Here is a 24593-nt window from a genome sequence, read left to right as displayed (position 1 = left end):
GATCCGTACGGTGCGGATCGGCGGAAGGCTCCCGGGTCTGGGCGGTCGACCAGACCCGGGAGCCCCGCCCTGTGACGGCGCACAGACGGCGGCGCGCGGGCGGTGTGCGGGCGGTGCGGGGCCGTCAGGAGCCGAGCGGGCAGCTGCCCCGGTACTCCTCGATCGTGAGGTCGGGACGCGGCAGCGGGCAGAGGAACTGCTCGTAGCGGGTGTCGTCGTCGACGAAGCGCTTGAGCCACGCGACGCTGTACTTCGCGATGGTCGTGTTCGAGACGTTCGGCGTGAAGTGCGTGGCGCCGTTCAGCTCCAGGTACGCCTTGTCGAGCGAGCGCGGCAGGCTCTCGTAGAAGGGCTCCGAGTGGGTGGCGGCGGGCGCGACGGTGTCGCCGTCCGCGCCGACGACCAGGGTGGGCGTGGTGATCTCGGGCCAGGTCTTGTCCGTGTTCCAGCCGGTGAGGGGGACGGCGGCCTTGAGGGAGGGCCGGCTCTTGGCGGCTTCGAGGGCCCCTCCGCCGCCCATGGAGTGACCCATCACCCCGAGGCGACCCGCGTCGACCCGGCCCCGTACGGCGCTGCGCTGCGTCAGGTAGTCGAGCGCGGCGAGGAGCTGCCGGCCCCGGCTGTCGGGCTGGTCCAGCGTGGTGAGGGTGTCGATGGTGAACACCACGAACCCCTGCGAGGCGAGCCGGGGACCGAGCCAGGCGATGGAGGACTGGTACGCGGTGAACCCCGGCGAGATCACCACCGCGCCGAAGGTGCCGTCGGCCGTGGACGTCGGGTAGTAGACGGTCCCGCCACCGAAGCCGGTGACGGCGAGGGAGGAGACGCCGGTCTCGGAGACGGCGTAGGGGCCCCGGAGCGCCTCCACGCTCGCCCGGGTCGGCGCGGGGCCGCGCTGGTACGGATGGGCTGCCGGGGCGTCGGCGGCCCGGACGCCGGGGGCGAGGAGCAGGGTGAGGGAAGCGGCGGTGGCGGCCGCGGCTGCGGGAAGGTGTCGTCTCACGACGGAGTCGTCCTCTCGTGTCGTGCGGCGGCCGTCCTCCGACGGGAACGTGCGTGAACGGGAGCGGGAACGCGAACGGAGGGCGGCCGGGCCTTGGACTGGCCCGGCCACTCTCCGCGTCCGGCGCCCGGCCGGCATCGGCGGAACCACCGGCCTCCGCCGCCGGTTCCGCCGGACTCAGTTCAGGGTGTCGGGGTCCGGCCCGGTGCGCAGGCCGCGGTCGAGGCCCGCCATCGCCGTCATCTCCTCCGGGGAGAGGGCGAAGTCGAAGACGTCGAGGTTCTCGCGGATGCGGGCGGGGGTGACGGACTTCGGGATGACGACGTTCCCCAGCTGGAGGTGCCAGCGCAGCACCACCTGGGCGGGGGACTTGCCGTGCCGGGCCGCGATGCCGGTGACGACCGGGTCGGCGAGGACGGCGCCCTGGGCGAGCGGGCTCCACGCCTCGGTGGCGATCCCGTGGGCGGCGTGCAGCTCGCGGAGCTCGCGCTGCTGGAGCCCGGGGTGCAGCTCGATCTGGTTGACGGCGGGCACGGGGCCGCCGCCGTCGAGCAGCCGCTCCAGGTGCGCGGGAAGGAAGTTGGAGACGCCTGCGGTACGGACCCGGCCGTCCGCGACCAGCGTCCCGATGGCGCGCCAGGTGTCGACGTACAGGTCGCGGGCCGGGGCGGGCCAGTGGATCAGGTACAGGTCGACGTGGTCGAGACCGAGCTTGGCGAGGCTGTCGTCGAAGGCCCGCAGGGTGGTGTCGTACCCCTGGTCGGCGTTCCACAGCTTGGTGGTGACGTACAGCTCGTCGCGGGCGATGCCGGAGGCGGCGAGCGCCCGGCCGACACCGGCCTCGTTCCCGTAGACGGCGGCGGTGTCTATGGAGCGGTATCCGGCCTCCAGGGCGTGGGCGACGGCGGTGGTGGTCTCGTCGTCGGGGACCTGGAAGACGCCGAAGCCGAGCTGGGGGATCTCGGTGCCGTCGTTGAGGGCGACGGTGGGCACGTGGGGGAGGGACATGGGGGGGTGCGGCTTTCTCTCGGAGTGGTGGGGCGGGGGTCAGTGGTGTACGGGGGCGGGGACGCGGGCGTCGACGGCCTCGGGAGCGTCGGCCCCGGCCGCCGGGGCCCGGCGCTCCAGGGCGGCGGACCAGAGGGCGAGGCCGAGCGCGGCGGCGGCGAGGATCGCGCCGACCCAGTTCGGGGCGGTGTAGCCGAAGCCGGCGGCGATGACGAGGCCGCCGAGCCAGGCGGCGAGCGCGTTGCCGAGGTTGAAGGCGCCGATGTTGACGGCGGAGGCCAGGGTGGGCGCGCCGTGCGCCTGGTCGAGGACGCGCTTCTGCAGCGGCGGCACGGTGGCGAAGCCGAGCGCCCCGACGAGGAGGATGGAGAGCGCGGCGAGGACCTTGTCGTGCGCGGTCACGGTGAACAGAGCGAGGACGACCGCGAGCCCGCCGAGGGTGGTGTACAGCAGGGGCATCAGGGCGCGGTCGGCGAAGCGGCCGCCGAGCAGGTTGCCGAGGAACATGCCGGTGCCGAAGAGGACGAGGAGCCAGGTGACCGCGCCCTCGGAGTAGCCGGCGATCTCGGTCATCATCGGCGCGATGTAGGTGATGGCGGCGAAGACACCGCCGAAGCCGAGCACGGTCATCGCCATCGCGAGCAGCACCTGGGGGTTGCGGAAGGCCTTGAGCTCCCCGCGCAGACGGGCGCCCGCGGGCCGGGGCATGGCGGGCACGAGCCGGGCGATGCCGAGCAGCCCGGCCACGCCGAGCGCGGCGACGACCGCGAAGGTGGTGCGCCAGCCGATCGCCTGCCCGATGAAGGTGCCGAGCGGCACGCCGACGACGTTGGCGACGGTCAGCCCGGTGAACATGGTGGCGATCGCGCCGGCCTTCTTGTCCGGGGCGACGAGACCGGCGGCCACGACGGACCCGATGCCGAAGAACGAACCGTGGGCGAGCGAGGCGACCACGCGGCCGGTCAGCATCACCCCGAAGCTCGGGGCGAGCGCGGAGAGCAGGTTGCCGACCACGAACAGGCCCATCAGCACCATGAGCATCCGCTTGCGGCTCACCTTGTTCCCGAGGACGGTCAGCAGCGGCGCCCCGACGACGACGCCGAGCGCGTAGCCGGTGACCAGCAGGCCCGCGGTGGGGATGGAGACGCCGTAGTCGGCGGCGATCCCGGGCAGCAGGCCCATGATCACGAACTCGGTCGTACCGATGCCGAAAGCCCCGATGGCCAGAGCGAGTAGCGCGAGCGGCATGGCTCGCCCCCTTCCAGAATTGCTTGAGCGATCCCTTTGCACGCCTTCACAATAGTTGCACGCGCGCTATATGCGCAAACGCGGGTAGGGGGTGCGATCTGGGTGGCACTGGGCGGGGGTGAAGCCGGACCGAAGGGCACGAGGGCTGTGCGGCGGTCCTGCGGGTGGGGGAGCGGTCACTTTTACGGCCTCTGTGGGCCGGGCCGCGACCTGTTCCGCCGGGGGCGGCGGAACGGCACCCGGCGCCGGGTGACTGGCTCGGACCAGGTGCCGACGCCTGGCTCGTACCAGGTGCCGGTGCTTGGCTCAGACCAGGTGCTTGCCGAAGAACTCGACCAGCTTGGCGACGGCCGGCGTCACGTACTGGTCGCGGTCGTACAGGTCGACGTGGGTGGCGCCGTCGACGAGGAACAGCTCCGCGTTGCCGGGGCTGTCGGCGACGGCCCGCTCGGAGAACCCGCGGGTCACGGCCGCGGTGCCGGCGATCATGAGGAGCGGGCGGGGCGCGATCTTGGCGACGTCGGCGAAGGAGTCGAACTGGTCGAGGAGATCCGCGCTGCGCACGACCACGTCACCCGTGGAGCGCGGGTGCCCGCCGCGGGGCGTCTTGTAGTAGTCGATGAACTCGGCCGTCGGGGCGGGGGTGTCGGCATCGGCCTTCTCCGGCAGCACGGCGAACGTCGCCGCGGGCTCTCCGGCGGCTTCGGCGCTGCGGAGGTTCCCGGAGTTCGCCACCATCCGCTGCCAGCCCTCGGGGTCGGCGCCGCGGAAGAAGCTGGGGACATCGGTCCCCGAGACGCCCGCCACGGCCTTCATGCGGTGGTCCGTCTGGGCGGCGTAGGGCACGTAGGCGCCCGAGCCGCAGACGCCCATGACGCCGATGCGGTCGGAGTCGACCTCGGGGCGGGTGGTGAGGTAGGAGACCGCCGCCCGGAAGTCCTCGGCGCGCTGGAAGGGGTCCTCCAGGCCGCGGGGCGTGCCCTCGGACTCGCCCTGGAAGGCGGCGTCGAAGGTCAGGGCGGCGAACCCCTCCTCGACCAGGCGTGCGGCGTACACCGCCGGGGACTGCTCCTTGACCCCGGTCGTCTGGTGACCGATGACGACGGCGGCGAACGGGCCGTCGCCGTCCTCGGGAAGGTAGAGGTGGCCGGCGAGCTGCAGGCCGTTGGTGGGGAAACGGACGTCGGTCCTCATCGTCTGCTCCTGGGGGGGATCATGGCCGGCCGGCGATCTGCGGGCCTGAATCCACTGTCCGGCCGACGGCCGTGCGCGGGAAGGTCGGGCCGTTTCCTAGGAAGGATCTCTCCCAGGCAGGGCCCCTGCCCCGATGCCATGCTGGAGGGGTGACTGGTTCCGCGCATCTCCGTGAGCTCGGTGAGTTCCTCAGGCATCGGCGTGGCGAGCTCACGCCGGCGCAGGTCGGGCTTCCCGAGCGCGCGCACACCCGGCGCCGCGTACGGGGGCTGCGCCGCGAGGAGGTGGCCGAGCTCGCCGCGATCAGTACCGACTACTACGTACGCATCGAGCAGGGCCGGCTGGCGCCGTCGCCGCCGGTCCTCGACTCCCTCTCGCGGGAACTGCGGCTGGACGGCGATCAGAGGACGTACGTGGAAGGGCTGGTCGGCCAGGCCGCGCGGGCCGGGCACCGCAGGACGCCGCGCCGGTCCGCCCGGCCCCGGGTGCACCCGCACCTGACCCGGCTGCTCGGCCAGCTCTCCGGCACCCCCGCCATCGTGTTCGGCCCGCGGCTCGACATCCTCGGGTGGAACCCGCTGGCGGCGGAGCTGCTGTGCGACTTCGCGGCCGTTCCCGAACCCGAGCGCAACTACGTCCGCATGGTCTTCACCGACCCGGTGATGCGCGAGATCTACCCGGACTGGGAGGACGTGGCCCGCACGTGCGTCGAGGTCCTGCGGATGGAAGCCGGAACGAATCCGGCCGACCCGGCCCTCACGTCCCTCGTGGGCGAGCTTGCCGTCGCCGACCGGCAGTTCCGGGTCTGGTGGGCCGAACACCGCGTCGCGCACCAGGACTTCGGCCGCAAGCGCATCACCCACCCCGTCGTCGGCGAACTCACCCTCGACTGGGACACCTTCCGCTACGCCGGAGCCCCGGAACAGCAACTCGTACTCTGGTCGGCCGAACCCGGCACCCCGGACGCGGAACGCCTGGCCGATCTGGCCCGCGACACGACCCGGAGCCCATAACCTCTCCGGGGCGCCGATCCGTCGTACCCGGTCCGCATCGTAGTGATTCCGAAGGAGGCGCGTGCCGTCGCTGACGGACCCGGGGTACGACGGCGGGAGGGGCCGCGGTACGGGCGGCCCCATAAGGTCGGAGGCATGACGACATCCCTCACCGGCAGTGCCTTCGACTCGCTCCGCATCGACGCCGTGTCCGACCAGGAGGAGCTGCGCCGGGTCTACGAGCTTCCCAAGGACGCGGCGCTGCGCAAGCAGATGACCGAACTCACCGAGCAGACCAGGAGGTTGATCGGGTGTTCGTCGCTGGTGCTGGTCGCCAGCGCGGACGCCGAGGGCAACTGTGACGTCTCCCCGCGCGGCGGCCCCGCCGGGTTCGTCGCCGTTCTGGACGCGCGGACGGTGGCGATACCGGACGCGACCGGCAACAAGCGTCTGGACACCCTGCGGAACGTCGTCGCCACCGGGCGGGCCGGGCTGCTGTTCGTGATTCCGGGGCGCACCACGACGCTCAGGGTGAACGGCCGGGCCTGCGTCTCCACCCGCCCGGAGCTGCTGTCGCGGCTGACCGCCGTAGGCAAGCCGCCGGTCAGCGCACTGGTGGTGGGGATCGAGGAGGTCTACCCGCACTGCCCCAAGTCGCTCCTGCGCGGCGGTGCCTGGAAGCCGGAGCAGTGGCTGCCGGCGGACGCCCAGCCGACCTCCGCCGAGGTGACGCTGGCCCAGCTGCGGATGCCGGAGCTGACGATCGCCGACGTCGAGCGGGCGGAGGCGGATTCGCTGAAGTACCGGTACGAGTGACGGCGGGGCCGGTCGGGGAACGGCCCGTCAGAGGTGGGCGTCGAGGAGCTCCCGGATCTCGGTGGCGGTCATGGTCCCCGTGCCGTGCGCCACCGCCTCCCCCTCCTTCAGGAGGACGCAGGACGGGGCTCCGGTGATCCCGTACCGCCCGGTGGCGGCCGGGCAGCGCGTGATGTCGGCGCGGACGGCCGTCAGACGGCCCGCGTACTCGTCGGCGACGCCGCCCACGACGAGGTCCATCGCCCGGCAGGGCTCGATGGCCTTGGGCCACGTGCCGATGAAGTACGCGAGGACCGGGACTCCGCTCATCCTGAGGATGAAATCGAACTCGGCGTCCTCGCGGGGCTGGTGAACCCGCTTCGCCATGGAAGCTCCTGACCTCGTGCTGCCTTCTTCCGCCCCCATCATCCCCCGCCCGGCGCGGCGGTCCCGACGGCCTCGCCCGGCGGGCGTGCGCTAGGTTCCCCTCCATGACCGGACCGCTCCCCGTCACCTGGCCGCCCGCCCCGATCGGGACCGCGCGGCTCGTGCTCCGTACGTCCGAGGCCCGGGACCGCGCGGCCTTCGTCGAACTGTTCGCGTCGCCGGAGGTGGGCACCCACATCGGCGGGCCCCGGCCGCGCGAGGAGCTCGAAGGCGCGATGCCCGAGGTGCCCGGACGGCGGCCCGGCCTGTTCGTGGTCGACCTCGACGGAGCGATGATCGGCGTGATCACGCTCGACCGGCGCGACGCGGAGCGCCCGGGGGCCGGAGGGACCGGAGGGGCGGAACTCGGCTTCATGCTCCTGCCGGAGGCGTGGGGACACGGGTACGCCGCCGAGGCCTGCGCGGCGGTCCTCGACTGGCTCGCCGGGGAGCTTCCCGGCGAGCTGGTGGCACTTCGCACCCGGACCGCCAACGACCGCGCGATGCGCCTCGCGGCGAAGCTGGGGTTCACCGAGGTGGAACGGTTCGAGGAGTACGGGGCCGAGCAGTGGTCCGGCGTACGGTCCCCGGCCGTGTCGTCCGGCTTCCGGCCGGACCCGATCGACGGTACGGAGCCACGGGGCCGCCGCCCGGCCGCCGGCCCCGGCGCGCCGGGTCAGCCGAAGGTGCGCCGGTAGGTCTGCGGGCTCACGCCCGTCGTGCGTTTGAAGCGGTCGCGGAAGGTGGTGGGCGAGCCGAAGCCGACCTGGCCGCCGATCCGCTCCACGGAGTGCTCCGTGGTCTCCAGCAGGTGCTGTGCCTGGCGGATGCGGGCCCGGTGGAGCCACTGGAGCGGGGTGGTGCCGGTCTGGTCGCGGAACCGCCGGATCAGGGTCCGGGTACTCGTCCCGGCGCGCGCGGCGATGTCGGCCAGGGTGAGGTCGCGGGACAGGTTCTCCCGCAGCCAGGTGAGCAGCGCCTCCAGTTCGGAGCCCTGCGGCACGGGGGCGTGGTCGTGGACGATGAACTGCGCCTGGCCGCCCTCGCGTTCGAGCGGCATCACCGACAGGCGGGCGGCGTCGGCGGCGACCGCCGACCCGTAGTCCCGGCGGATCATGTGCAGGCACAGGTCCAGGCCCGCGGCCGCGCCCGCCGAGGTGAGGAACTGGCCGTTGTCCACGTAGAGGACGTCCGGGTCGACGTCCACGTCCGGGTGGAGGGAGGCCAGCAGCCCGGCCGCCTGCCAGTGGGTCGTGGCGCGCAGCCCGTCCAGGAGCCCGGTGGCGGCCAGGGGGAAGGTGCCCACGCAGAGGGACGCGATCCGGGTGCCGTCGGCGGCGGCCGACCGCAGCGCGTCGCGTACGGCGGGGGAGAGCGGGGCCGTGGGATCGGCGACGCCCGGCACGACGACCGTGTCCGCGTCCCGGAGGCCCTCCAGGCCCCAGGGCGCGCGCAGGGTGAAGGCCCCGGCGTCGACCTCGTCGCGCTCGGCGCACACCCGCACCTGATAGCCGGGCCGCCCGTCGGGCAGACGGGTCCGCGAGAAGACCTCGATCGGGGTGGACAGGTCGAACGGGATCACCTGGTCCAGCGCGAGAACGGCGACGGTGTGCATGGCCGGAACCTACCTCCTCGCCGTACGCCGGACCCGGGACGGCATCCGGACATCCCCATGTCACCGTACTCGCGGAGCCCTCGAAAGCTCATGGCGATTTCCCGTTGAAACCTGTCACTCCTGCCACTGGGCGGCCGGACCGGCGGACGGTTGACTTCAACGCGTCGGAAAGCCGGAAAGAGAGAACGACCCCGGAGGAACGCCCGTGCACGTCCAGATCGTCCTGTTCGACGGATTCGACCCGCTCGACGTCGTCGCCCCCTACGAGGTGCTGTACGCCGGCGGCACGGCATCGGACGGCGCGGTGACCGTCGAACTGGTCTCCGCCGAGGGCCCCCGCGAGGTGGTCGGCGGCACCGGAGGGCTGGCGCTGCGCGCCACCGGCACCCTCGACCCGGAGCGCGCGGACGTGGTCCTGGTGCCCGGCGCCTCGGGCCGCGTGGGCGAACCCGGCGAGGTTCCGGAGGAAGAGGCGGGCGCCGGCGAGCGGCGGCGGGACGAGTTCGTTCCGGTGCTCCTCGCCCGCACCCTGACCACCGGCCTCCCCGCACTCCTCGAACGGGCGATGGACGACCCGGACGTCACCGTCGCCGCCGTCTGCGGAGGCTCCCTCGTCCTGGCCATGGCAGGGCTCCTGGAAGGCCGTCACGCCACCACCCACCACCTGGGCCTGGACATGCTGGACGCCACCGGCGCCCGCGCGATCCGCGCCCGTGTCGTCGACGACGGCGACCTGATCACCGGCGCCGGAGTCACCTCCGGACTCGACCTGGGCCTGTACCTCCTCGAACGCGGACCGGGCCCCCGCATCGCCCACGCCGTCGAGGAACTGTTCGCCCACGAGCGGCGCGGCACCGTCTGGAGCGCCCGGGGCCCGGCCCCCGCCGCCCTCTGAACCCCGCCCGCGCCCTGCCCCCACCCCTCCGCGTCCCACCGTCAGGAAGAACATCCGCATGTCCGTCGAAGGCACCTGGAACCTGTCCGTCTCCACCCCCATCGGCACGCTGAAGGCCGTGGTCGAACTCCGCGAGCGGGACGCCGTCCTGACCGGCGTCGCCCACGGAGCGGGCGAGGAGGTACCGCTCCGCGACCTCGTCCTCGACGGCGACCGGCTCACCTGGAAGCAGTCCGTCACCAAGCCCATGCGGCTGAACCTCGCGTTCGACGTGACGGTCGACGGCGACACCCTCCGGGGGACCTCCAGGGCCGGCCGCCTCCCGGCCTCCAAGGTCACCGGCGAGCGCCGGACCGCCCCGGAGGACCGGGCGTGACCGAGCTCCTCCTCTCCCTGCACGTCCTGGCCGCCCTCGTCGCCGTGGGGCCGGTCACCGTCGCCGCGAGCATGTTCCCCGCGACGCTGCGCCGCGCCCTCGGCGACCCCGGCGACGGCGACGCCCGGACGACCCTGCGCACCCTGCACCGCATCTGCCGGGTCTACGCCGGAGTCGGCGTCGCCGTCCCCCTCTTCGGCTTCGCCACGGCCGGCAGCCTCGGCGTCCTCGGCGACGCCTGGCTGATCGCCTCGGTCCTGCTGACCGCGGCCGCCGCCGGCGTCCTCGTCCTGCTCGTCCTGCCCGCCCAGGACCGCGCCCTGGCCGGTACGGCGGTCCCTCCCGCACCCTCGGCACCGGTCCTCCCGGAACCGGGCCGACTGGCCGTGCACACCGGCGTCTTCAACCTGCTGTGGGCCACCGTCACCGTCCTGATGATCGTCCGCCCCGGATCCACCACGGGGGCGTGACGACCCGTGAGAAAGAGTGGGGGCATGACGACGTACAGGACGATGCCGTTCCACCTGGAGACCGAGCGACTGATACTGCGGCCGTGGGCCGAGTCGGACGCCGCCGAGTTCAGCGACCTTCTCTCCGAACGCGGCAACGGAAAGCCCCCGGTCGAACGCATCCGGAAGGCCGTCGTGGAGCTGCTCGCCGCGACGGAGACCACGGGAATCGCCCTGCTGCCCATCCAGCGCCGCGACGAAGGCGACTTCATCGGCTACTGCGGGCTGATCATCGGCCGCGCCACCCTGGACGAGCCTGAGATCGCGTACGAGCTGTTCCAGCGCGTGCACGGGCGGGGATACGCCACCGAGGCGGCGCGCGCCGTGCTCGACGCCGCCGTCGCGACCGGACGGAAGCGCCTCTGGTCGACCGTCGGCACGTGGAACGGGCCGTCGCTCCGCGTCCTGGAGAAGCTCGGGTTCGAACGGGACCACCTCTCCGTGGAGGAGAACGGCGAAGTCGTCTGGCTCACGCGCGCGTTGCCGTAACCCTCCCGGACGGCTCCACCGGCCACGGCGACGGCACCGCCGCGGATCCCGACGCCGTTGTCAGTGGCCGGGGATAGGTTCGTGGACGTTCCGCCGGACGGGCGCGAACACCCCCTTCGACGTGCATGGGAGAGGTACGTTGCCGGTCTGGGAGAGGTCGAGTACGACGCGGGTGGTACCGCCCGCGCGACCGCGGAAACTCGCCAAGGTGCCGTTCGTCGAGCTGGCCGACGGACGGTTGCAGGGCGTCGTGTCCAGCGGCTCCGACACGGGACGCGTGTACGTGTCCTCGATCGCCGCCGGGACGTACGCGTTCGCGTGCAGCACCAACAACAACCGCCCCTGCGGCGGCGCGCGCGGCACGTTCTGCAACCACATCCGCGCCCTCGTCTCCGAGGCCGTCCTCCAGTACGGCGCCGGGCGCGTCGCCCGCTACCTGAAGGCCGACACGCCCGACGCGGAGCCCGACGCCCCCGCGCTCGTCTCGGTGATGACCGCCACGCGCCCCGCCCAGGGCGACACCTCCGCCGCCGCCCCGGTGTTCAGCCGGTTCCTGCGGCACCTGGCCTACCTCGAACTGGAGCCGACCACCCTGCCGGTGCCCGAGATGCACTGGTTCCCGCCGACCCGGGCGGTGGCCTGATGCGTACGGACCTGCTCGGCGACCCCCTCGACGGCCTCGACGAGGCCCTGGACGCCGTCGACGCCTTCGACCGGGTGCTCGTCGCCGGCCTGCTCCGCCCCGGGCCCGAGCAGGCCGACGGACTCGCCGCCCTCGTGGACGCCGTCGCCGGCACACCGCTGGCGGCACGGGTCGCCGAGGCGGCCGAAAAGACCGCGGCCGGAGCCGCCGGAGAGGACCACTTCGTCGCGCTCGCCGCCGCCCGCACCGCCCTCATGGGCTCCGTGCACGACGCCCTGACGGCCCGCGTCGCGGACGCCACCGGCCGGACCGTCACCGGGCCGACGGCAGGGGAGGCCCCGGGGGAGGAGCCCGCCGCGCACGCGCTCGCCGCCGCCCGCGCCTGGCTGTGCGACCTCGCCCGCGCCGGCTGGCGGGGCATCGACCACGACCTCGTCGGCGGCGCCGCGCCCGTCGTCTCCGCCCTGCTCCCGGACCCGCGACTGCGCCGCCAGGCCACGCTCCTCGACGGATTCGCGGCCGAACTCGCCGCCTCCTGCCCGGGCGTCACCCTGGACCGCGTCCCGGTGCGCCGCTGGGCCGACCTGTGGTCGCGCGCCCTCCTCCTCACCCTGCCCGGCGCCGCCCGCGCCACCGCCGTCTCCACCGCGACCGGCCGCCTCCTGCCGCTCGGCGTCGACCTCCAGGAGCACGCGACCGCCGTACAGGCCCAGGTCCACGCCGTCTTCGAGCCCGCCGACGGCACCCCGCCCCGCCTGGTCCGGGCCGCCGTGTCCGCGCCCAAACCGGACACCGTCGTCGGCGCCGGCCTGTGGCAACTGCTCCGCCCCCGCATGTCGCTGCTCGCCGCCGCGGGCGAGGGCCGCTCCATGGAGCTCGACGCCATGCCCGTCACCGCCGAGGGCGACCTCGTCTGGGACGACGGCCGGGCCCGTACGGGAGAGCCCGCCGACCCCTTCGCCACGGCCCGGGTCGTCCTCTCCACCGCGACCGATCCGGTGACCGCTCCGCTGGACCGGCACCCGTCCCGCATCGCCGTCCCCGTCCTCCTGGAGGGGTACGCGGCGGAGCACCCGGACGACGGGACGCCCGCCCTCACGGTCGCGGGACACCGGCTGGCCGTCGACACCGACCGGATCCCGGCCGCGGGGCCGCTCACCCCGGAAGCGGTCCTCGCGTCCCACGCCTGCCTGGGGCTGCTCCGCTGGGACGCCGGGGAGTTCGTCCTCCAGCCGCTCGCCGTCGAGACGACCGTCCGGAAGAAGACCGTCGCCGTCCACGCGGGCGCCTGGGCCGGAGGCACCGCCGACAAGACCGGGGCCCGCGCGGAGAAGGCGGCCACGGACGCGGTCGCCGTCCTGCGCGAACGAGCCGGAAAGCTGCTGCGCACATGACCGACTCCAACGGGACGGATCCCGCCCTCGACCCCAACGGGACAGCCCCCGTCCCCGACCTCACCGGGACGGACCCCGCCCCCGTCCCCGCCCCCGACGACAACCGGCGGCAGGTCCTCTACTGGCGCCTCCTCGCCCGGCTCTTCGACCCCGAGGAGCAGCCCGCCCTGGAGTCGGCGAGCCTCGCCGTCGTCGAGGACATCGGTCTGCCCCCGGCCCTGCTCGACCCGGCCGTCTCCGTCGACTCCGTCGTCCAGCGCCACCCGGAACTGGCCGGGGCGTTCGACGGCCTGATGACCCCGGAGGCCGAACCGGACGGGGCGCGCGACCGCGCGGCCGAGGTCCGGCGCGCCGCCCTCGCCTCGAAGCTGCTGCTCAACGTCTTCTCCACCGGCTCCGGTGCCGTGTCCGCCGGACAACTGGCCCGCTGGCAGGCGGACACCGGACGGCTGGAGCGCGCGCTCGGCCACCCGCCCGGCGGACTGCGCGGCCGGGCCGCCGGACCGGCCGCCACCGGCGGACTCGGGACCGAACTCGGCGACATCGAAGCCGACCTCGTGAGCCGTATGCGCCTGCGCGAGGTCCTCGCCGACCCGGAACTGGCCGCCCGGCTCACCCCCAGCATGTCCCTGATCGAGCAACTCCTCCGCGACAAGGGCAACCTCTCCGGCGTCGCCCTCGCCAACGCCAAGTCCCTCATCCGCCGGTACGTCGACGAGGTCGCCGCGGTCCTGCGCACCCAGGTGGAGAAGGCCACCGTCGGCGAGCTGGACCGCTCCGTCCCGCCCAAGCGGGTCTTCCGGAACCTGGACCTCGACCGCACCATCTGGAAGAACCTCACCAACTGGAGCCCGGAGGAGGAGCGGCTCCACGTCGACCGCCTCCACTACCGGCACACGACCCGCAGGACCACGCCCCAGCGGCTGATCGTGGTCGTGGACCAGTCCGGCTCCATGGTCGACTCGATGGTCAACTGCACCATCCTCGCCTCGATCTTCGCCGGGCTCCCCAAGGTCGACGTCCACCTCATCGCGTACGACACGCGCGCGATCGACCTCACCCCCTGGGTGCGCGACCCGTTCGACGTGCTCCTGCGCACCCACCTCGGCGGCGGCAACGACGGGCCCGTGGCGATGGCCATGGCCCGCCCGAAGATCGCCGAGCCGAAGAACACCGTCATGGTGTGGATCTCCGACTTCTACGAGTTCGACCGCTCGCAGCCGCTGTTCGAGGGCATCGAGGCGGTCCACCGCTCCGGCGTGCGGTTCATCCCCGTCGGCTCGGTGACCAGCTCGGGACGGCAGGAGGTCAACCCCTGGTTCCGGGAGCGGTTCAAGGCGCTCGGCACCCCGGTGATCTCCGGCCACATCGACAGGCTCGTCCACGAGCTCAAGACCTTCCTCACCTGAGAACCCGAAAGGCCCCTCGCATGTCCGACCTGCTCCGCGCTCCCGCCGAGATCAAGTACGCCGAGGAACTCGACTGGCTGGAGTCGATCGACGACCACCCCAAGCCGTTCTCCTGGCGCCTGTCCCCGAAGATGGTCCGCCTGTTCGTCCTCGGCTCCGAGCGCGCCGACGGCCTGGACCGGGAGGTGGCGCAGAAGTGGTTCGGCGACCGCAGCTTCGTCGAGCGCTCCATCGTCACCCTCGCCTCCGACCGGGGCCTCCTCCTCATCGGCGACCCCGGCACCGGCAAGAGCTGGCTCGCGGAACTCCTCGCGGCCGCCATCAGCCGCAACTCCACCCAGGTGGTCCAGGGCACGGCCGGCACCACCGAGGACCACGTCAAGTACTCCTGGAACGTCTCCATGGTCATCGCCAAGGGGCAGTCCCGCGAGTCGATGATCCCCTCGCCGATCATGACCGCCATGGAGACCGGCACCATCGGCCGCTTCGAGGAGCTGACCCGCTCCACCAGCGACGTCCAGGACGCCCTCATCTCGATCCTCTCCGAGAAGTACGTCTCCGTCCCCGAACTCGACGGCGCCGACGGCGGGAACATCGTCTTCGCCAAGCCCGGCTTCTCGATCATCGCCACCGCCAACAGCCGCGACCGGGGCGTCAACGACCTCTCCTCCGCGCTCAAGCGCCGGTTCAACTTCGTCCGTATCCCGGTCGTGACGAACAAGAAGAGCGAGGCCGAGATCGTCCGCTTCCGCACCGAGGAACTGCTCCGCCGCCACCGGATCGAACTGGACGTGCCGCCCACCCTCCTCGACGTCCTCCTCCAGAGCTTCGCCGACCTGCGCGCCTCCGCCGCCGCGGCCGGCGGCGACGACGAGAAGCTGGAATCCGCGCTCTCCACCGCCGAGCAGATCGGCGTGCTGGAGGACTCGATCCTGCACGGCAACTTCTTCGGCGAGCGCACCCTGACCGCCCGCACCCTCGCCTCCTCGCTCGTCGGCACCCTCGCCCGCCGCGAGCCCGAGGACCTCGCCATCCTCAACAAGTACCTGCACGGCGTCGTCGAGCCCCGGAGCAAGGAGGAGGGCGGCTCCTGGCCCGAGTTCCTGGAGGGCGGCCGCGAAGCGATCGCGAAGCTGGCATGAGCGCCGCCACCACGTCCTTCGCCGCCCTGCGCGGACAACTGCACACCGCTGCCGAGGAGTTCGCGGGCGGGCCGGACGCCCTGGAGGACATCCTCCTCGGCATGGTCGACGACGTCGACCGGGCGGTCCGCGAACCGCTGGAGATCTTCCCGGTCTGCCACCACTCGCCCGCCTCCGCCCTCGCCATGGCCCGCAGGCTGCGCGAGAAGCGGCCCCAGGTGGTCTACCTGGAGCTGTGCGAGGACATGGCCCCGCTCCTGACCGAGCTGCGCAACTGCCGGCTGCCGGTCGCGGTGCAGGCCTTCGCGAGCGACATCGACGGCTTCCCGCCCGACTGGGCCCCGCTGTCCGTCGTCGCCCCGATCACGGAGGCCTCCGCCGAGTACCAGGCGATCGCGTACGCCCTCGACACCCCCGGCGTGGAGCTCGTCCTCGTCGACCGCTCCTCCGACCACGTCTTCCAGTGGGACGCCCGCCGTCCGGCCGGCGACGACCGGGAGGGGGCGGCCCGGGAGGACGGGGCCGCGCTGCACGGCGAGGCCGTCGGCGTCGAGATCGGCGACCTGCGCCCGCGCTTCGCCGAACTGGAGGAGCACCTGCTGCGCCACGGCAAGGTGCGGCACTGGTCGGAGTGGTGGCACCAGTACGTCGAGGTGCCGCTCGGCGACGGCGACCACGACACCTACCGCCAGGTCATGTTCCTCATCGGCAGCCTCTTCCGGCGGCTCGCCCCCGGAGACGGGGACCGCGTCCGCGTCGACGAGGACCGCGAGCGGTACATGTGGACCCGGATGCGCGAGCACCTGGCCGCGACCGGCACCGACCCGGCGGACTGCCTGTACGTCTGCGGCGCCTTCCACGCGGCCAGCCGCGTCGAGGAGTTCGGCGTGCACGGCGCCGACGGCTTCACCGTCTCCCCGCGCACCGCCACCACCTGGCAGTACGGCCTCATCCCGTCCAGCCACGCGGCCGTCGAGGCGCAGTTCGGCCTCGCCTCCGGCTCCGTGTCGATCGCCGCGGCGCAGTGGACGAAGAACCTCAGGCGCACCCGCGTGGAGCCGTACCGCCTGGAAGGCCAGGACGGGACGAAGAGGACCCCGGCGAAGAAGACCGGAGCCAGGAAGGCCGTGGCGCCCGGCGCGGTCCCGGACGCGGATCCGGGCCCGGACCCGGCGTCCGCCGAGGACCGGCTCTCCGGCTTCCTCCGGCGGCCGCCCGCCCTCGACACCCTGGACGAGGCCGAACTGCTCGGCTGGTCCGTGGACGTCGTCCGCGCCGCCCGCCGCAGCGGCTACCTCGCCTCCACCGCCGACGCCATCGCCGTCTTCGAGACCTCGATCCTGCTCGCCGGGATGCGGGACCGGGCCAAGCCCACCCCGTACGACTTCCAGGACGCGGCGGTCACCTGCATCGAGAAGGACACCGTGCCCGGGCGGCGGGACGTCCGCGGGATCGTCGAGAGCATGATGGGCGGCGACCGGATCGGCCGGGTCGGCTACGAGGCGCTGCCGCCCCTCGCCCGCGACGTGCACGACCGGCTCGCCCCGCTGGAGCTGGACCTCCAGCGGCGCGGCGTGCGACGGGCCCTGCTCGACATGACCTCCCGGCCCGGACTGCGCGCCTGCTCCGACGTGCTGTGGATGCTGCGCCGCCTGATGCCCCACGGCACGGCACGCCCCGTCATGGGCGAGCGGCGGCTGGGAGAGCGGTCCGTCCAGGAGTCCTGGGACCTCGCGCTCGGCACCCACCAGCGGGCCCTCATCGAGCTGGGCTACGAGGGCGTCAGCCTCGAACAGGTCCTGGAGCAGCGCCTGCGCCGTACCGCCCACGGACCCCGGGCGACGACGGCGGAGGTCCTCGCGGCCGTCGAGGACGCCACCCTCTACCTCCGCGGCCGGCGGCTCGCCGACGAGCTGGGCACCCGCGCCCTGGAGGTCCTCGCGGGCGAGCGCACGGTGGACGGGGCACCCGAGGTGCTGCGCCGGGTGCGCGGCCTCCTCGCGTACTACCGCACCGCCGAACCGGCACTGCCCCCGTGGATAGAGTCCTTCGTCCGCGCCGGGTACGCGCACTACTGCACCCTGCTGCCGACGGCCTTCCGGGACGAGGACGCGACCGTGGGGCAGGTGGCGGCCATGCTGGGCTTCCTGTTCGACATGGAGGGCCTGGCCCTGTCCCTGGGCTGCGACAGGACCCAGCTGGAACTGGCCGTCGCCCAGTCGCACCCGGAGGACCCGGCGAAGACGGCGCTGCTCTGGGCGGCGCGGGTGCGGCTCGGCACCCTCTCCCGGGAGGAGCTGCGGGCCCGCTGCGACGAACTGCTCGCCAGCCCCCTGACCGTTCCCTCCTACCCGCGCTACCTCAGCGGCTTCGTGCACGCCCTCGAACCGGTGCCCGGCCTCGCGGACGTCGTGGTGGAGGCCGTGTCGAACGCCTTCGGGCGGCTGCCGGACGCCGTCCTGCTGCCCTGGCTGCCGGTCCTCGTCACCACCCTCCGGGCGAACGGCGGGGACCTCGCCCCGCTGCTCGTCCGCGAGGCGGGACGGACCTTCCCGGCCCGGCTCCCCGCCCTGGACGCCTGGATCCCGCCGTGGCGCCGGCCCCCGGCCGCGCCCCGCGCCGCCCGCCCCGGCCCGGCGGCCACCGGCGCCCCGCGCGGCGCGGCGCTCCTGCCCGCGCACCCGGCGACCTGCGACGCCCTCGCGGAACTGCTGGGCTGTACGGAGGAGTGGGCGCCGGCCGGTACGGCCCCCCGCCCGCCGTCCCTGATGGACCGGCACCCGGACACCGCCCGCGCGGTGGAGGCCCTCCTCGCGGACCGGTGACAACCGGCCCGGCCGGCCCCCACCGGCCCGGTCGCCCCGCGCCCGGCCGGCCGCCTCACCGCGTGAGGAAGTCCGCGCACCGGTGGGGGCCCACCGCAGGGCCCCCGGGCGGGCGCAGGGTGACCTCGACGTCCTCGGCGCGGACCTCCGCCTCCAGGACGGACTGGGCGCGGGCCAGCGTGCACACCAGCTGGCCCGTGGCCTGGTCGCGCCCGTTCCCCGCGTAGGGGTCCTCCAGGCGCACCGTGACCCGGGTGCCCGAGCCCGTCGCCGTGTAGCCGCCCAGCCCCTGCACGAGCGTGGTGAGCCCGTCGCGCCGCTCGGCGGGCGGCGGTCCGGCGGCGAGCAGCTTCATCACCATGTTCAGGTCCGTGATCCTCCGGTCGAGCAGCGGCACCGCCCGCAGCCCGCCGTCGGACGCGAAGTACAGACGCATCCCGCGCGTCGGACCGGACGCGGGCTCGCCCGCCGCTATCGGCCCGGTCGGCCGGACGCCGCAGCCCGCGAGGGCCAGCACCAGCGCGCCGAGCACCCACCCCTGCCGCACCTTCACTCCCCTTCCCCCTCCTCCGTCTCCTCCGTGCGCCGCAGGGGCAGCCGCAGCGTGAACACCGCGCCGCCCTCCGGCCCATCGACCGCGTCGATCGTGCCGCCGTGCAGGCGCGCGTTCTCCAGGGCGATCGCCGTGCCGAGCCCGCTGCCCTGCCCGCTGTCGTCGGCCGCGCCCCGGGACCGGGACGCGTCCGCCTTGTAGAAGCGGTCGAAGACCCGCTCCCGTACCTCCGGGGGCAGCCCGGGGCCGTGGTCGGCGACCTCCAGCACCACCCACGCCCCGTCCGCCCCGATCCGGGTCCCGAGGGTCACGGTGACCGGAGGGGCGCCGTGCCGCAGGGCGTTGCCCACCAGGTTCGCCACGATCACGTCGATCCGACGCCGGTCGACCACCGCCCGTACGCCCTCGTCCAGCCGGGTCCGCACCCGGTCCGTCCAGCCCCGCAGCTCCAGGGAGGCCCGTACCGTGTCGGCGAGGTCCGTCTCGGCCGCGTTCGGGCGCACCGCCCCCGCGTCGAAGCGGGAGATCTCCATCAGGTCCTCGACCAGCCGGGCGAGGCGCGCGGTCTCCGCGCCGACGGTACGGGCCGCCCGCGCCGCGTCCGGCGGCAGCTGGTCGGCGTCCTCCTCCAGGACGGTCGCCACCATCGTCATCGCGGCGAGCGGGGTGCGCAGCTCGTGCGACACGTCCGCCACGAAACGGCGCGCCTTCGCCTCCTGCTCGCGCAGCTCCGCGTCCGACGCCTGGAGCGCGTCGGCGGTCTCGTTGAACGTGCGGGCCAGGTCCGCGAGTTCGTCGTGGCCGGTGACGACGACCCGGCTGCCGAGGCCCCCGGCCGCCAGCTCGCGGGTGGCCCGGCCCAGCTTCCGCACCGGCCGCAGGACCGTCCCCGCGGCGAGGAGCGCCAGGACGGCGGCGAGCACCACCACCGGCAGGACGCCCGCGCGCACGGAGTCCAGGAGCGCGGCGGTGTCGTCACGCTCGGCCCGCAGGTCCGACACGGCGAAGACCTCCAGGCCGGAGTCGCGGCGGTCCCCGTCCGCGTACCGCACGGGCATCCCGACCACCAGGTACGGCTCGCCCCGCCAGGTCACCCGCTGGAACAGGGCCCCGTCCCCGCCCCGTACGGCGGCGCGCAGCTCGGGGGTGATCCGGCCCTCCGTGTCGGCGTACGCGTCGGAGGTCGCGACCAGGTCGTGGTGGCGCACGACCACGATGCGCCCCCCGAGGCCGTCCGACACCTTCGCCGCGAACCGGGCCAGCGTCCGCCGGTCGGGCGGCACGTCGAAGTCGGCGGCGACCTCGGTGGTCCGCTCCCGCAGGTCGTCCACGGCCGCGTTCTGGGTGCGCTGGAGCACGGCGGTGCGCGCGTCCCGGTAGGCGAGGGCGGTCGAGGTCACCGCGCTGACCAGCGCGACGACGACGAAGGCGGCCACGAGGCGGATCCGCAGCCCGCCGACGATCCGCCGGGACCGCCGCCCCGGCGCGCCGCCGCGCCCCGGCCGGGCCGACGGGACCGGCCGGGTCCTCCCCGGACGGCTCACAGCGGCCCGAAGCGGTAGCCGAAGCCCCGTACCGTCTGGACGAACCGGGGTTTCGCCGGTACGTCCTCCAGTTTCGACCGCAGCCGTCCGACGGCCGCGTCCACCAGCCGGGAGTCCCCCAGGAAGGTGTGGTCCCAGACCGACGCGAGGAGCTGCTCGCGGCTGAACACCCGGCCCGGCGCGGCCGACAGCTCCAGGAGCAGCCGCAGCTCGGTGGGCGGCAGCGCCACCGGGACGCCGTACTTGGTGACGGTGAGCCCGGCCCGGTCGATGACGAGCCCGGCCCGCTCGGCGTCCGCCGCCTGCGCCCGCGTCTGCGTGGACGGCTCCGCGCGCCGGAGCGCCGCCCGGATGCGGGCCTCCAGGACGGGCGCGGTGACCGGCTTGACCACGTAGTCGTCGGCCCCCGCCTCCAGACCGTCCACGACGTCCCGGTCGTCGCCGCGCGCGGTCAGCATGACGACCGGCAGGACGGCGGACCTGGCCCGGATGCGGCGGCACACCTCGAAGCCGTCCATCCCCGGCAGCATCAGGTCGAGGACGGCCAGCTCCACCCGCCCCCCGTCCGGCCCGTCGAGCAGCGCGAGGGCCTCCTCGCCGGTGGCCGCCGTGGCGACGTCGTACCCGTGCCGGCGCAGCACGAGCTCCATCCCGTCCCGTACGGACGCGTCGTCCTCGATCAGCAGTACATGCGGCATGTGATCGATTATGGCCACCGCGAAAGGCCGTTCGGCGCCGCCGGAGGGCACGGACGCACGGACCGGAGGCATTGTTACGTTCCCATCATGTGGCCATGCGGAGGCCATCACATGCCGTGGCGAGGGTGGCCGCCATGATCCTCACGACCACCTCCCGCACGGCCCCCCGGCCGCGCCTCGCCGTCCTCGTCCTCCTTCCCGTCCTCGCCCTCACGGCGGCCTGCGGCGACGCCGGCGGCGTCCGGGAGAGCGACGCCGTCGCCTCGGCCCCCGGAACCCCGGCCCCCTCCGCGGCCACGGCCACGACCGGGGCCGGCGCCTCCGCCGCCCCGCCCGCCGGGAAGAGCGCCTTCTACGACGCCCAGCTGAAGTACGTCCGGTGTATGCGCGCCAAGGGCGGCTACGCGGACTACCCCGACCCGAAGCTCAGCGGCCACCTCGACTGGGACAGGATCGGGGCGATCGCCTCCCGGCCCGGACAGCAGGAGGCCTACAAGGGCGGCAAGGACGGCGTCTGCGTCCCCGAACTCCGCGGCGTCATGGCGGTCGAGCCCCGGCGCGACCAGCAGAAGGACTACGAGTCGATGCTCGCGCACGCCGCCTGCATGAGGGACAACGGCGTCTCCCGCTTCACCAACCCGACCATGAGCGACGGCAACGCCCAGCCGGGCGGCGACCCGAACCCGGCCTCCCCGGTCATCGACCAGGACTCCCCGGCGTACAAGAAGGCCCGCGAGACGTGCCGGACGAAGCTCCTCGACGGCCTGGACGGCCTGCAGTGAGGCGCCGCACCACCCTCCTCGCACTCGGCGCGGCGACCGTCGCGGCCGCCGCCACGGGCGGCGCCCTGCTCCTCGGCGACGGCCACGGCGGTACGTCCCCGGCCGGGAAGGGCGGCGACCTGCCGCCCGCGACCGCGACCGTCGTCCGCACCGACCTCGTCCGCTCCAAGACCGTCGACGGCCGGCTCGACTTCGCGCGGCGCCGCGTCGTCAGGTCCGCCGTCGAGGGCACCGTCACCGTGGCCGCCCCCGAAGGGAAGACCCTGAGCAGGGGCGAGGCGCTGTACGAGCTGAACGACAAGCCCGTCACCCTCCTCTACGGACCCGTCCCCATGTTCCGCGAGATGAGGGCGGGCGACCGGGGCAGCGACGTGCTCCAGCTGGAACGCAACCTGCGCGACCTGGGATACGGGCGGGGCCTGTACGTCGACACGCGCTACGACGAGGACACCGAGGCCGCCGTCGAGCGGTGGCAGAAGTCCCTCAACCGCGACCCCACCGGCAGGGTCGGCCGGGGCGACGTCGTCTTCCAGCCCGGCCGGGTCAAGGTGGTCTCCGCCGACGCGGCGCTCGCCGACCAGGTCGCCCCCGGCGGACCCGTCCTCACGGTCGCCTCCACCAGACCCGTCGTACGGGCCCGGCTCGACCGGGACGACGGCGCGCTCACCGCGCCCGGCACCGAGGTCGAGGTCACCCTGCCCGGCGGGAGGACCGTGCCCGCCCGGGTCGCCGGCACCGTACGCCCCGAGGAGACCTCCGCCGAGGGCGGCGCGGCCGAGGACGACATCGTCGTCGAGGTCGTCCTGGACGGCGGGGCGGACGCCGCCTCCGGCGAGGACCCCGAGGCACCCGCGAGCGTGACGTTCGTCAGCGAGGCCCGCAGGGGAGTCCTCGTGGTCCCCGTCGAGGCGGTCGTCGCCCTGCGCGGCGAGAACGGCGGCTACGGCCTCCAGGTCGTCCGGGGCACCACCTCGGCCATGGTGCGGGTGGAGACCGGCATGACCGCCGACGGGCGGATCGAGGTCAGCGGCCCGGACCTCCGCGAGGGCGCGACGGTGGGGGTGGCCGCACCGTGAACCGGCCCCAGGCCCCCGTCGTCGAACTGCGCGGCGCCACCAAGTCGTACCTCGGCGGCGTCCACGCCCTGCGCGGCGTGGACCTCACCGTCGAGGAGGGCGAACTCCTCGCCGTCGTCGGACCGTCCGGCTCCGGGAAGTCCACGATGCTCCACGTCATGGGCACCCTCGACAGGCCGACGACGGGCACCGTCCGGATCGCCGGGCACGACGTGTCCCGCCTCTCCGACGCACGGCTCTCCGCCCTCCGCGCCCGCCGCATCGGCTTCGTCTTCCAGCACTTCCACCTGGCGGCCGGACGCGACGCCGTGGACAACGTCGCCGACGGCCTGCTCTACGCGGGCGTGCCCCTGGGGGAACGGCGCACGCGCGCGCGTGAAGCGCTCGCGCGCGTCCGCCTCGACCACCGGTACGGGCACACCCCCGACGAGCTCTCCGGCGGCGAGAAACAGCGCGTGGCCATCGCCCGCGCCCTGGTGGGGAACCCCGCGCTGCTCCTCGCGGACGAACCGACCGGGGCGCTGGACACCGCGTCCGGAAGGATCGTCATGGAGCTGCTGCGCGAGCTGAACGCGGCCGGCACCACCGTCTGCGTCATCACCCACGACAACGAGATCGCGGCCTCGCTGCCGCGCCGGGTCCGCTTCAGGGACGGCGGGATCGTCTCCGACACCCGCACCGCCCACCGCCCCGGCCCCCGTACGGAGGTGACCGGCCCGTGAGGAACGACCTCAGGCCCTCCCGGCTCGCGCCCGGCGACGTCCTCCGCGTCGGCGCGGTCGGCCTCCGCGCCCGGCGCGCCCGCGTGGTCCTCTCGGCGCTCGGCATCGCCCTCGGCATCGCGACCGTGGTCGCGGTCGTCGGCCTGTCCGAGTCGAGCCGCGCCGACCTCATGGCCCGGCTCGACCGCCTCGGCACCAACCTCCTCACCGCCGAGGCGGGCAAGGACGCCACGGGCCGCACGGTCCGGCTGCCCAAGAACGCGGTCGCGATGGTCGAGCGCATCGGCCCGGTGCGGCACGCCACCGCCACGGCCGACGTCGACGCCCGCGTCCGCCGCAGCGACGTGGTCCCCGAGGAGCGCACCGCGGGCGTCACCACCCAGGCGGCCCGCACCGACCTGCTGACCGCGCTCGGCGGCGAGGTCGACCGGGGCGTCTGGCTGGACCGCGCCCGCGAGCGCCTCCCCGTCACGGTCCTCGGCGCGGTGGCGGCGGACCGCCTCGGCGTCACCCGGCCCGGCGAGACGATCATGATGAACGACACGCGCGTGGTCGTCGTCGGCATCCTCGCGCCGGTCGAACTGGTCCCCACCCTGGACCGGGTGGCCCTGGTCGGATTCCCCGCCGCCGAACGCCACTTCGGCTTCGACGGGCATCCCACCACGGTCTTCGAACGGTCCGCGGACGCCTCGGTGGAGGACGTACGGGCGGTCCTGGCCCGCACCCTCAGGCCCGGGGACGAGGTGGGCGTCACGGTCTCCCGCCCCTCGGACGCGCTCGCCGCCAGGGCCGCGGCCGACGAGGGCCTGACGGCCCTGATGCTCGGCCTGGGCGCGGTCGCCCTCCTGGTCGGCGGCGTGGGCGTCGCCAACACCATGGTCGTCTCGGTCCTGGAACGGCGCCGGGAGATCGGCCTGCGCCGCGCGCTCGGCGCGACCCGGAGCGCGATCCGGCTCCAGTTCCTCACCGAGTCGCTGCTGCTCTCGGCGCTGGGCGGGGTGACGGGCGCGGTCCTGGGCGCGGCGGCGACGTACGGCTTCGCCCGCTTCCAGGGGTGGACGCCGGTGGTCCCGCCCTGGTCCCTGGCGGGAGGGCTGGCCGCCACCCTTCTGATCGGCGTGGCCGCCGGCCTCTACCCGGCGGTCCGGGCCTCGCGCCTCCACCCGACGGTGGCCCTGAACGCGACGTGAGCGGGGAGCCGGGTTCACTCGTCACGGTGACAGGGGCCGTGCCGCCTCCCCGTCCCGTACGGGCT

General features: G+C 74.2%; 24 protein-coding genes and 1 pseudogene. 16 read left to right on the top strand and 9 right to left on the bottom strand.

Annotation, left to right across the window (positions count from 1 at the left end):
* Positions 1–124 precede the first annotated feature (124 nt).
* From ACIQVI_RS19200 to ACIQVI_RS19185, 4 genes are all read right to left on the bottom strand, one after another.
* Positions 125–1003, bottom strand: a complete 879-nt coding sequence (locus ACIQVI_RS19200) for an alpha/beta hydrolase family protein (RefSeq protein ID WP_403597174.1) — start codon at positions 1001–1003, stop codon at positions 125–127.
* A 177-nt stretch (positions 1004–1180) separates the two neighbouring features.
* Positions 1181–2011 carry an aldo/keto reductase gene (locus tag ACIQVI_RS19195; RefSeq protein ID WP_403597171.1) on the bottom strand — a complete coding sequence of 277 codons (831 nt, stop codon included), beginning with the start codon at positions 2009–2011 and terminating at the stop codon, positions 1181–1183.
* A 39-nt stretch (positions 2012–2050) separates the two neighbouring features.
* On the bottom strand, positions 2051–3259 hold the full coding sequence (locus ACIQVI_RS19190; RefSeq protein WP_403597168.1) for an MFS transporter: 1209 nt from the start codon (positions 3257–3259) through the stop codon (positions 2051–2053).
* A gap of 306 nt (positions 3260–3565) precedes the next feature.
* On the bottom strand, positions 3566–4453 hold the full coding sequence (locus ACIQVI_RS19185; protein ID WP_403597165.1) for an alpha/beta hydrolase: 888 nt from the start codon (positions 4451–4453) through the stop codon (positions 3566–3568).
* A gap of 149 nt (positions 4454–4602) precedes the next feature.
* Here ACIQVI_RS19185 and ACIQVI_RS19180 point away from each other — a divergent pair, with 149 nt between their 5' ends.
* Positions 4603–5466 (top strand): helix-turn-helix domain-containing protein, encoded by an 864-nt coding sequence (locus ACIQVI_RS19180; RefSeq protein WP_403597162.1) that lies wholly within the window; start codon positions 4603–4605, stop codon positions 5464–5466.
* 135 nt (positions 5467–5601) lie between these two features.
* Complete coding sequence (locus ACIQVI_RS19175; RefSeq protein ID WP_403597159.1) at positions 5602–6261, top strand: MSMEG_1061 family FMN-dependent PPOX-type flavoprotein; 660 nt, start codon at positions 5602–5604, stop codon at positions 6259–6261.
* Between the two features lie 27 nt (positions 6262–6288).
* Here the strand turns inward: ACIQVI_RS19175 and ACIQVI_RS19170 are convergent, their stop codons facing one another.
* Entirely contained in the window at positions 6289–6627 is a 339-nt protein-coding gene (locus tag ACIQVI_RS19170) for a thioredoxin family protein (protein ID WP_403597156.1), read from the bottom strand.
* Positions 6628–6731: 104 nt separating this feature from the next.
* Here ACIQVI_RS19170 and ACIQVI_RS19165 point away from each other — a divergent pair.
* Positions 6732–7271, top strand: a pseudogene (locus ACIQVI_RS19165) (GNAT family N-acetyltransferase); the annotation flags it as partial.
* A 71-nt stretch (positions 7272–7342) separates the two neighbouring features.
* Here the strand turns inward: ACIQVI_RS19165 and ACIQVI_RS19160 are convergent.
* The gene (locus ACIQVI_RS19160) at positions 7343–8281 is read right to left on the bottom strand and encodes a GlxA family transcriptional regulator (RefSeq protein WP_403597153.1); all 939 of its coding nucleotides are present in this window, start codon (positions 8279–8281) and stop codon (positions 7343–7345) included.
* Positions 8282–8486: 205 nt separating this feature from the next.
* On the opposite strand from ACIQVI_RS19160, the gene ACIQVI_RS19155 reads away from it, so the two are divergent.
* The 9 genes from ACIQVI_RS19155 to ACIQVI_RS19115 all read left to right on the top strand — a co-directional run bounded on the left by ACIQVI_RS19155 (position 8487) and on the right by ACIQVI_RS19115 (position 17963).
* Positions 8487–9176, top strand: a complete 690-nt coding sequence (locus ACIQVI_RS19155; RefSeq protein WP_351969124.1) for a DJ-1/PfpI family protein — start codon at positions 8487–8489, stop codon at positions 9174–9176.
* 58 nt (positions 9177–9234) lie between these two features.
* Entirely contained in the window at positions 9235–9552 is a 318-nt protein-coding gene (locus tag ACIQVI_RS19150) for a hypothetical protein (RefSeq protein ID WP_403597149.1), read from the top strand.
* A complete protein-coding gene (locus ACIQVI_RS19145) occupies positions 9549–10022 on the top strand; it encodes a hypothetical protein (RefSeq protein WP_403597145.1) in 474 nt (157 codons plus the stop codon). The genes ACIQVI_RS19150 and ACIQVI_RS19145 overlap by 4 nt, the downstream gene beginning before the upstream one ends.
* A gap of 24 nt (positions 10023–10046) precedes the next feature.
* Positions 10047–10550, top strand: a complete 504-nt coding sequence (locus ACIQVI_RS19140; protein WP_403597142.1) for a GNAT family N-acetyltransferase — start codon at positions 10047–10049, stop codon at positions 10548–10550.
* A 139-nt stretch (positions 10551–10689) separates the two neighbouring features.
* A complete protein-coding gene (locus ACIQVI_RS19135; protein WP_351969120.1) occupies positions 10690–11193 on the top strand; it encodes a hypothetical protein in 504 nt (167 codons plus the stop codon).
* On the top strand, positions 11163–12587 hold the full coding sequence (locus ACIQVI_RS19130) for a hypothetical protein (RefSeq protein ID WP_403598681.1): 1425 nt from the start codon (positions 11163–11165) through the stop codon (positions 12585–12587). Before ACIQVI_RS19135 ends, ACIQVI_RS19130 begins: the two co-directional genes overlap by 31 nt.
* Positions 12584–13996 carry a VWA domain-containing protein gene (locus ACIQVI_RS19125; protein ID WP_403597138.1) on the top strand — a complete coding sequence of 471 codons (1413 nt, stop codon included), beginning with the start codon at positions 12584–12586 and terminating at the stop codon, positions 13994–13996. Before ACIQVI_RS19130 ends, ACIQVI_RS19125 begins: the two co-directional genes overlap by 4 nt.
* Positions 13997–14016: 20 nt before the next feature.
* Complete coding sequence (locus ACIQVI_RS19120) at positions 14017–15138, top strand: AAA family ATPase (protein WP_403597135.1); 1122 nt, start codon at positions 14017–14019, stop codon at positions 15136–15138.
* Positions 15135–17963, top strand: a complete 2829-nt coding sequence (locus ACIQVI_RS19115) for a hypothetical protein (RefSeq protein WP_403597132.1) — start codon at positions 15135–15137, stop codon at positions 17961–17963. Before ACIQVI_RS19120 ends, ACIQVI_RS19115 begins: the two co-directional genes overlap by 4 nt.
* A gap of 55 nt (positions 17964–18018) precedes the next feature.
* Here ACIQVI_RS19115 and ACIQVI_RS19110 read toward each other — a convergent pair whose 3' ends face one another.
* The 3 genes from ACIQVI_RS19110 to ACIQVI_RS19100 form a co-directional block, all read right to left on the bottom strand.
* Positions 18019–18516, bottom strand: coding sequence for a hypothetical protein (locus tag ACIQVI_RS19110; protein WP_351973721.1), 498 nt, complete (start codon positions 18514–18516; stop codon positions 18019–18021).
* Positions 18513–19961 (bottom strand): ATP-binding protein, encoded by a 1449-nt coding sequence (locus ACIQVI_RS19105; RefSeq protein WP_403598678.1) that lies wholly within the window; start codon positions 19959–19961, stop codon positions 18513–18515. The genes ACIQVI_RS19110 and ACIQVI_RS19105 overlap by 4 nt, the downstream gene beginning before the upstream one ends.
* Positions 19962–20056: 95 nt before the next feature.
* Positions 20057–20758 (bottom strand): response regulator, encoded by a 702-nt coding sequence (locus tag ACIQVI_RS19100; protein ID WP_403597128.1) that lies wholly within the window; start codon positions 20756–20758, stop codon positions 20057–20059.
* Between the two features lie 134 nt (positions 20759–20892).
* On the opposite strand from ACIQVI_RS19100, the gene ACIQVI_RS19095 reads away from it, so the two are divergent.
* From ACIQVI_RS19095 to ACIQVI_RS19080, 4 genes are read left to right on the top strand one after another with little or no spacing between them, the layout of a single operon-like run.
* The gene (locus tag ACIQVI_RS19095; protein ID WP_403597124.1) at positions 20893–21540 is read left to right on the top strand and encodes a hypothetical protein; all 648 of its coding nucleotides are present in this window, start codon (positions 20893–20895) and stop codon (positions 21538–21540) included.
* Positions 21537–22616 carry a peptidoglycan-binding protein gene (locus tag ACIQVI_RS19090; RefSeq protein ID WP_403597121.1) on the top strand — a complete coding sequence of 360 codons (1080 nt, stop codon included), beginning with the start codon at positions 21537–21539 and terminating at the stop codon, positions 22614–22616. The genes ACIQVI_RS19095 and ACIQVI_RS19090 overlap by 4 nt, the downstream gene beginning before the upstream one ends.
* Positions 22613–23338 carry an ABC transporter ATP-binding protein gene (locus ACIQVI_RS19085; protein ID WP_403597118.1) on the top strand — a complete coding sequence of 242 codons (726 nt, stop codon included), beginning with the start codon at positions 22613–22615 and terminating at the stop codon, positions 23336–23338. Before ACIQVI_RS19090 ends, ACIQVI_RS19085 begins: the two co-directional genes overlap by 4 nt.
* Positions 23335–24528 carry an ABC transporter permease gene (locus tag ACIQVI_RS19080; RefSeq protein WP_403597115.1) on the top strand — a complete coding sequence of 398 codons (1194 nt, stop codon included), beginning with the start codon at positions 23335–23337 and terminating at the stop codon, positions 24526–24528. Before ACIQVI_RS19085 ends, ACIQVI_RS19080 begins: the two co-directional genes overlap by 4 nt.
* Positions 24529–24593 lie beyond the last annotated feature (65 nt).

The sequence above is a fragment of the Streptomyces sp. NPDC098101 genome, assembly GCF_044760185.1.
Lineage (GTDB): Bacteria > Actinomycetota > Actinomycetes > Streptomycetales > Streptomycetaceae > Streptomyces.
The sequence above is the reverse complement of the archived record's forward strand: the minus strand, read 5'-3'. Positions and strand labels throughout refer to the sequence as shown.

What these genes read in the sequence shown, in the direction of transcription:
- ACIQVI_RS19195 (WP_403597171.1), bottom strand. Translation starts at nt 2,011, where the DNA reads ATGTCCCTCCCCCACGTGCCCACCGTCGCCCTCAACGACGGCACCGAG.
- ACIQVI_RS19190 (WP_403597168.1), bottom strand. Translation starts at nt 3,259, where the DNA reads ATGCCGCTCGCGCTACTCGCTCTGGCCATCGGGGCTTTCGGCATCGGT.
- ACIQVI_RS19185 (WP_403597165.1), bottom strand. Translation starts at nt 4,453, where the DNA reads ATGAGGACCGACGTCCGTTTCCCCACCAACGGCCTGCAGCTCGCCGGC.
- ACIQVI_RS19175 (WP_403597159.1), top strand. Translation starts at nt 5,602, where the DNA reads ATGACGACATCCCTCACCGGCAGTGCCTTCGACTCGCTCCGCATCGAC.
- ACIQVI_RS19170 (WP_403597156.1), bottom strand. Translation starts at nt 6,627, where the DNA reads ATGGCGAAGCGGGTTCACCAGCCCCGCGAGGACGCCGAGTTCGATTTC.
- ACIQVI_RS19160 (WP_403597153.1), bottom strand. Translation starts at nt 8,281, where the DNA reads ATGCACACCGTCGCCGTTCTCGCGCTGGACCAGGTGATCCCGTTCGAC.
- ACIQVI_RS19150 (WP_403597149.1), top strand. Translation starts at nt 9,235, where the DNA reads ATGTCCGTCGAAGGCACCTGGAACCTGTCCGTCTCCACCCCCATCGGC.
- ACIQVI_RS19140 (WP_403597142.1), top strand. Translation starts at nt 10,047, where the DNA reads ATGACGACGTACAGGACGATGCCGTTCCACCTGGAGACCGAGCGACTG.
- ACIQVI_RS19125 (WP_403597138.1), top strand. Translation starts at nt 12,584, where the DNA reads ATGACCGACTCCAACGGGACGGATCCCGCCCTCGACCCCAACGGGACA.
- ACIQVI_RS19120 (WP_403597135.1), top strand. Translation starts at nt 14,017, where the DNA reads ATGTCCGACCTGCTCCGCGCTCCCGCCGAGATCAAGTACGCCGAGGAA.
- ACIQVI_RS19115 (WP_403597132.1), top strand. Translation starts at nt 15,135, where the DNA reads ATGAGCGCCGCCACCACGTCCTTCGCCGCCCTGCGCGGACAACTGCAC.
- ACIQVI_RS19100 (WP_403597128.1), bottom strand. Translation starts at nt 20,758, where the DNA reads ATGCCGCATGTACTGCTGATCGAGGACGACGCGTCCGTACGGGACGGG.
- ACIQVI_RS19095 (WP_403597124.1), top strand. Translation starts at nt 20,893, where the DNA reads ATGATCCTCACGACCACCTCCCGCACGGCCCCCCGGCCGCGCCTCGCC.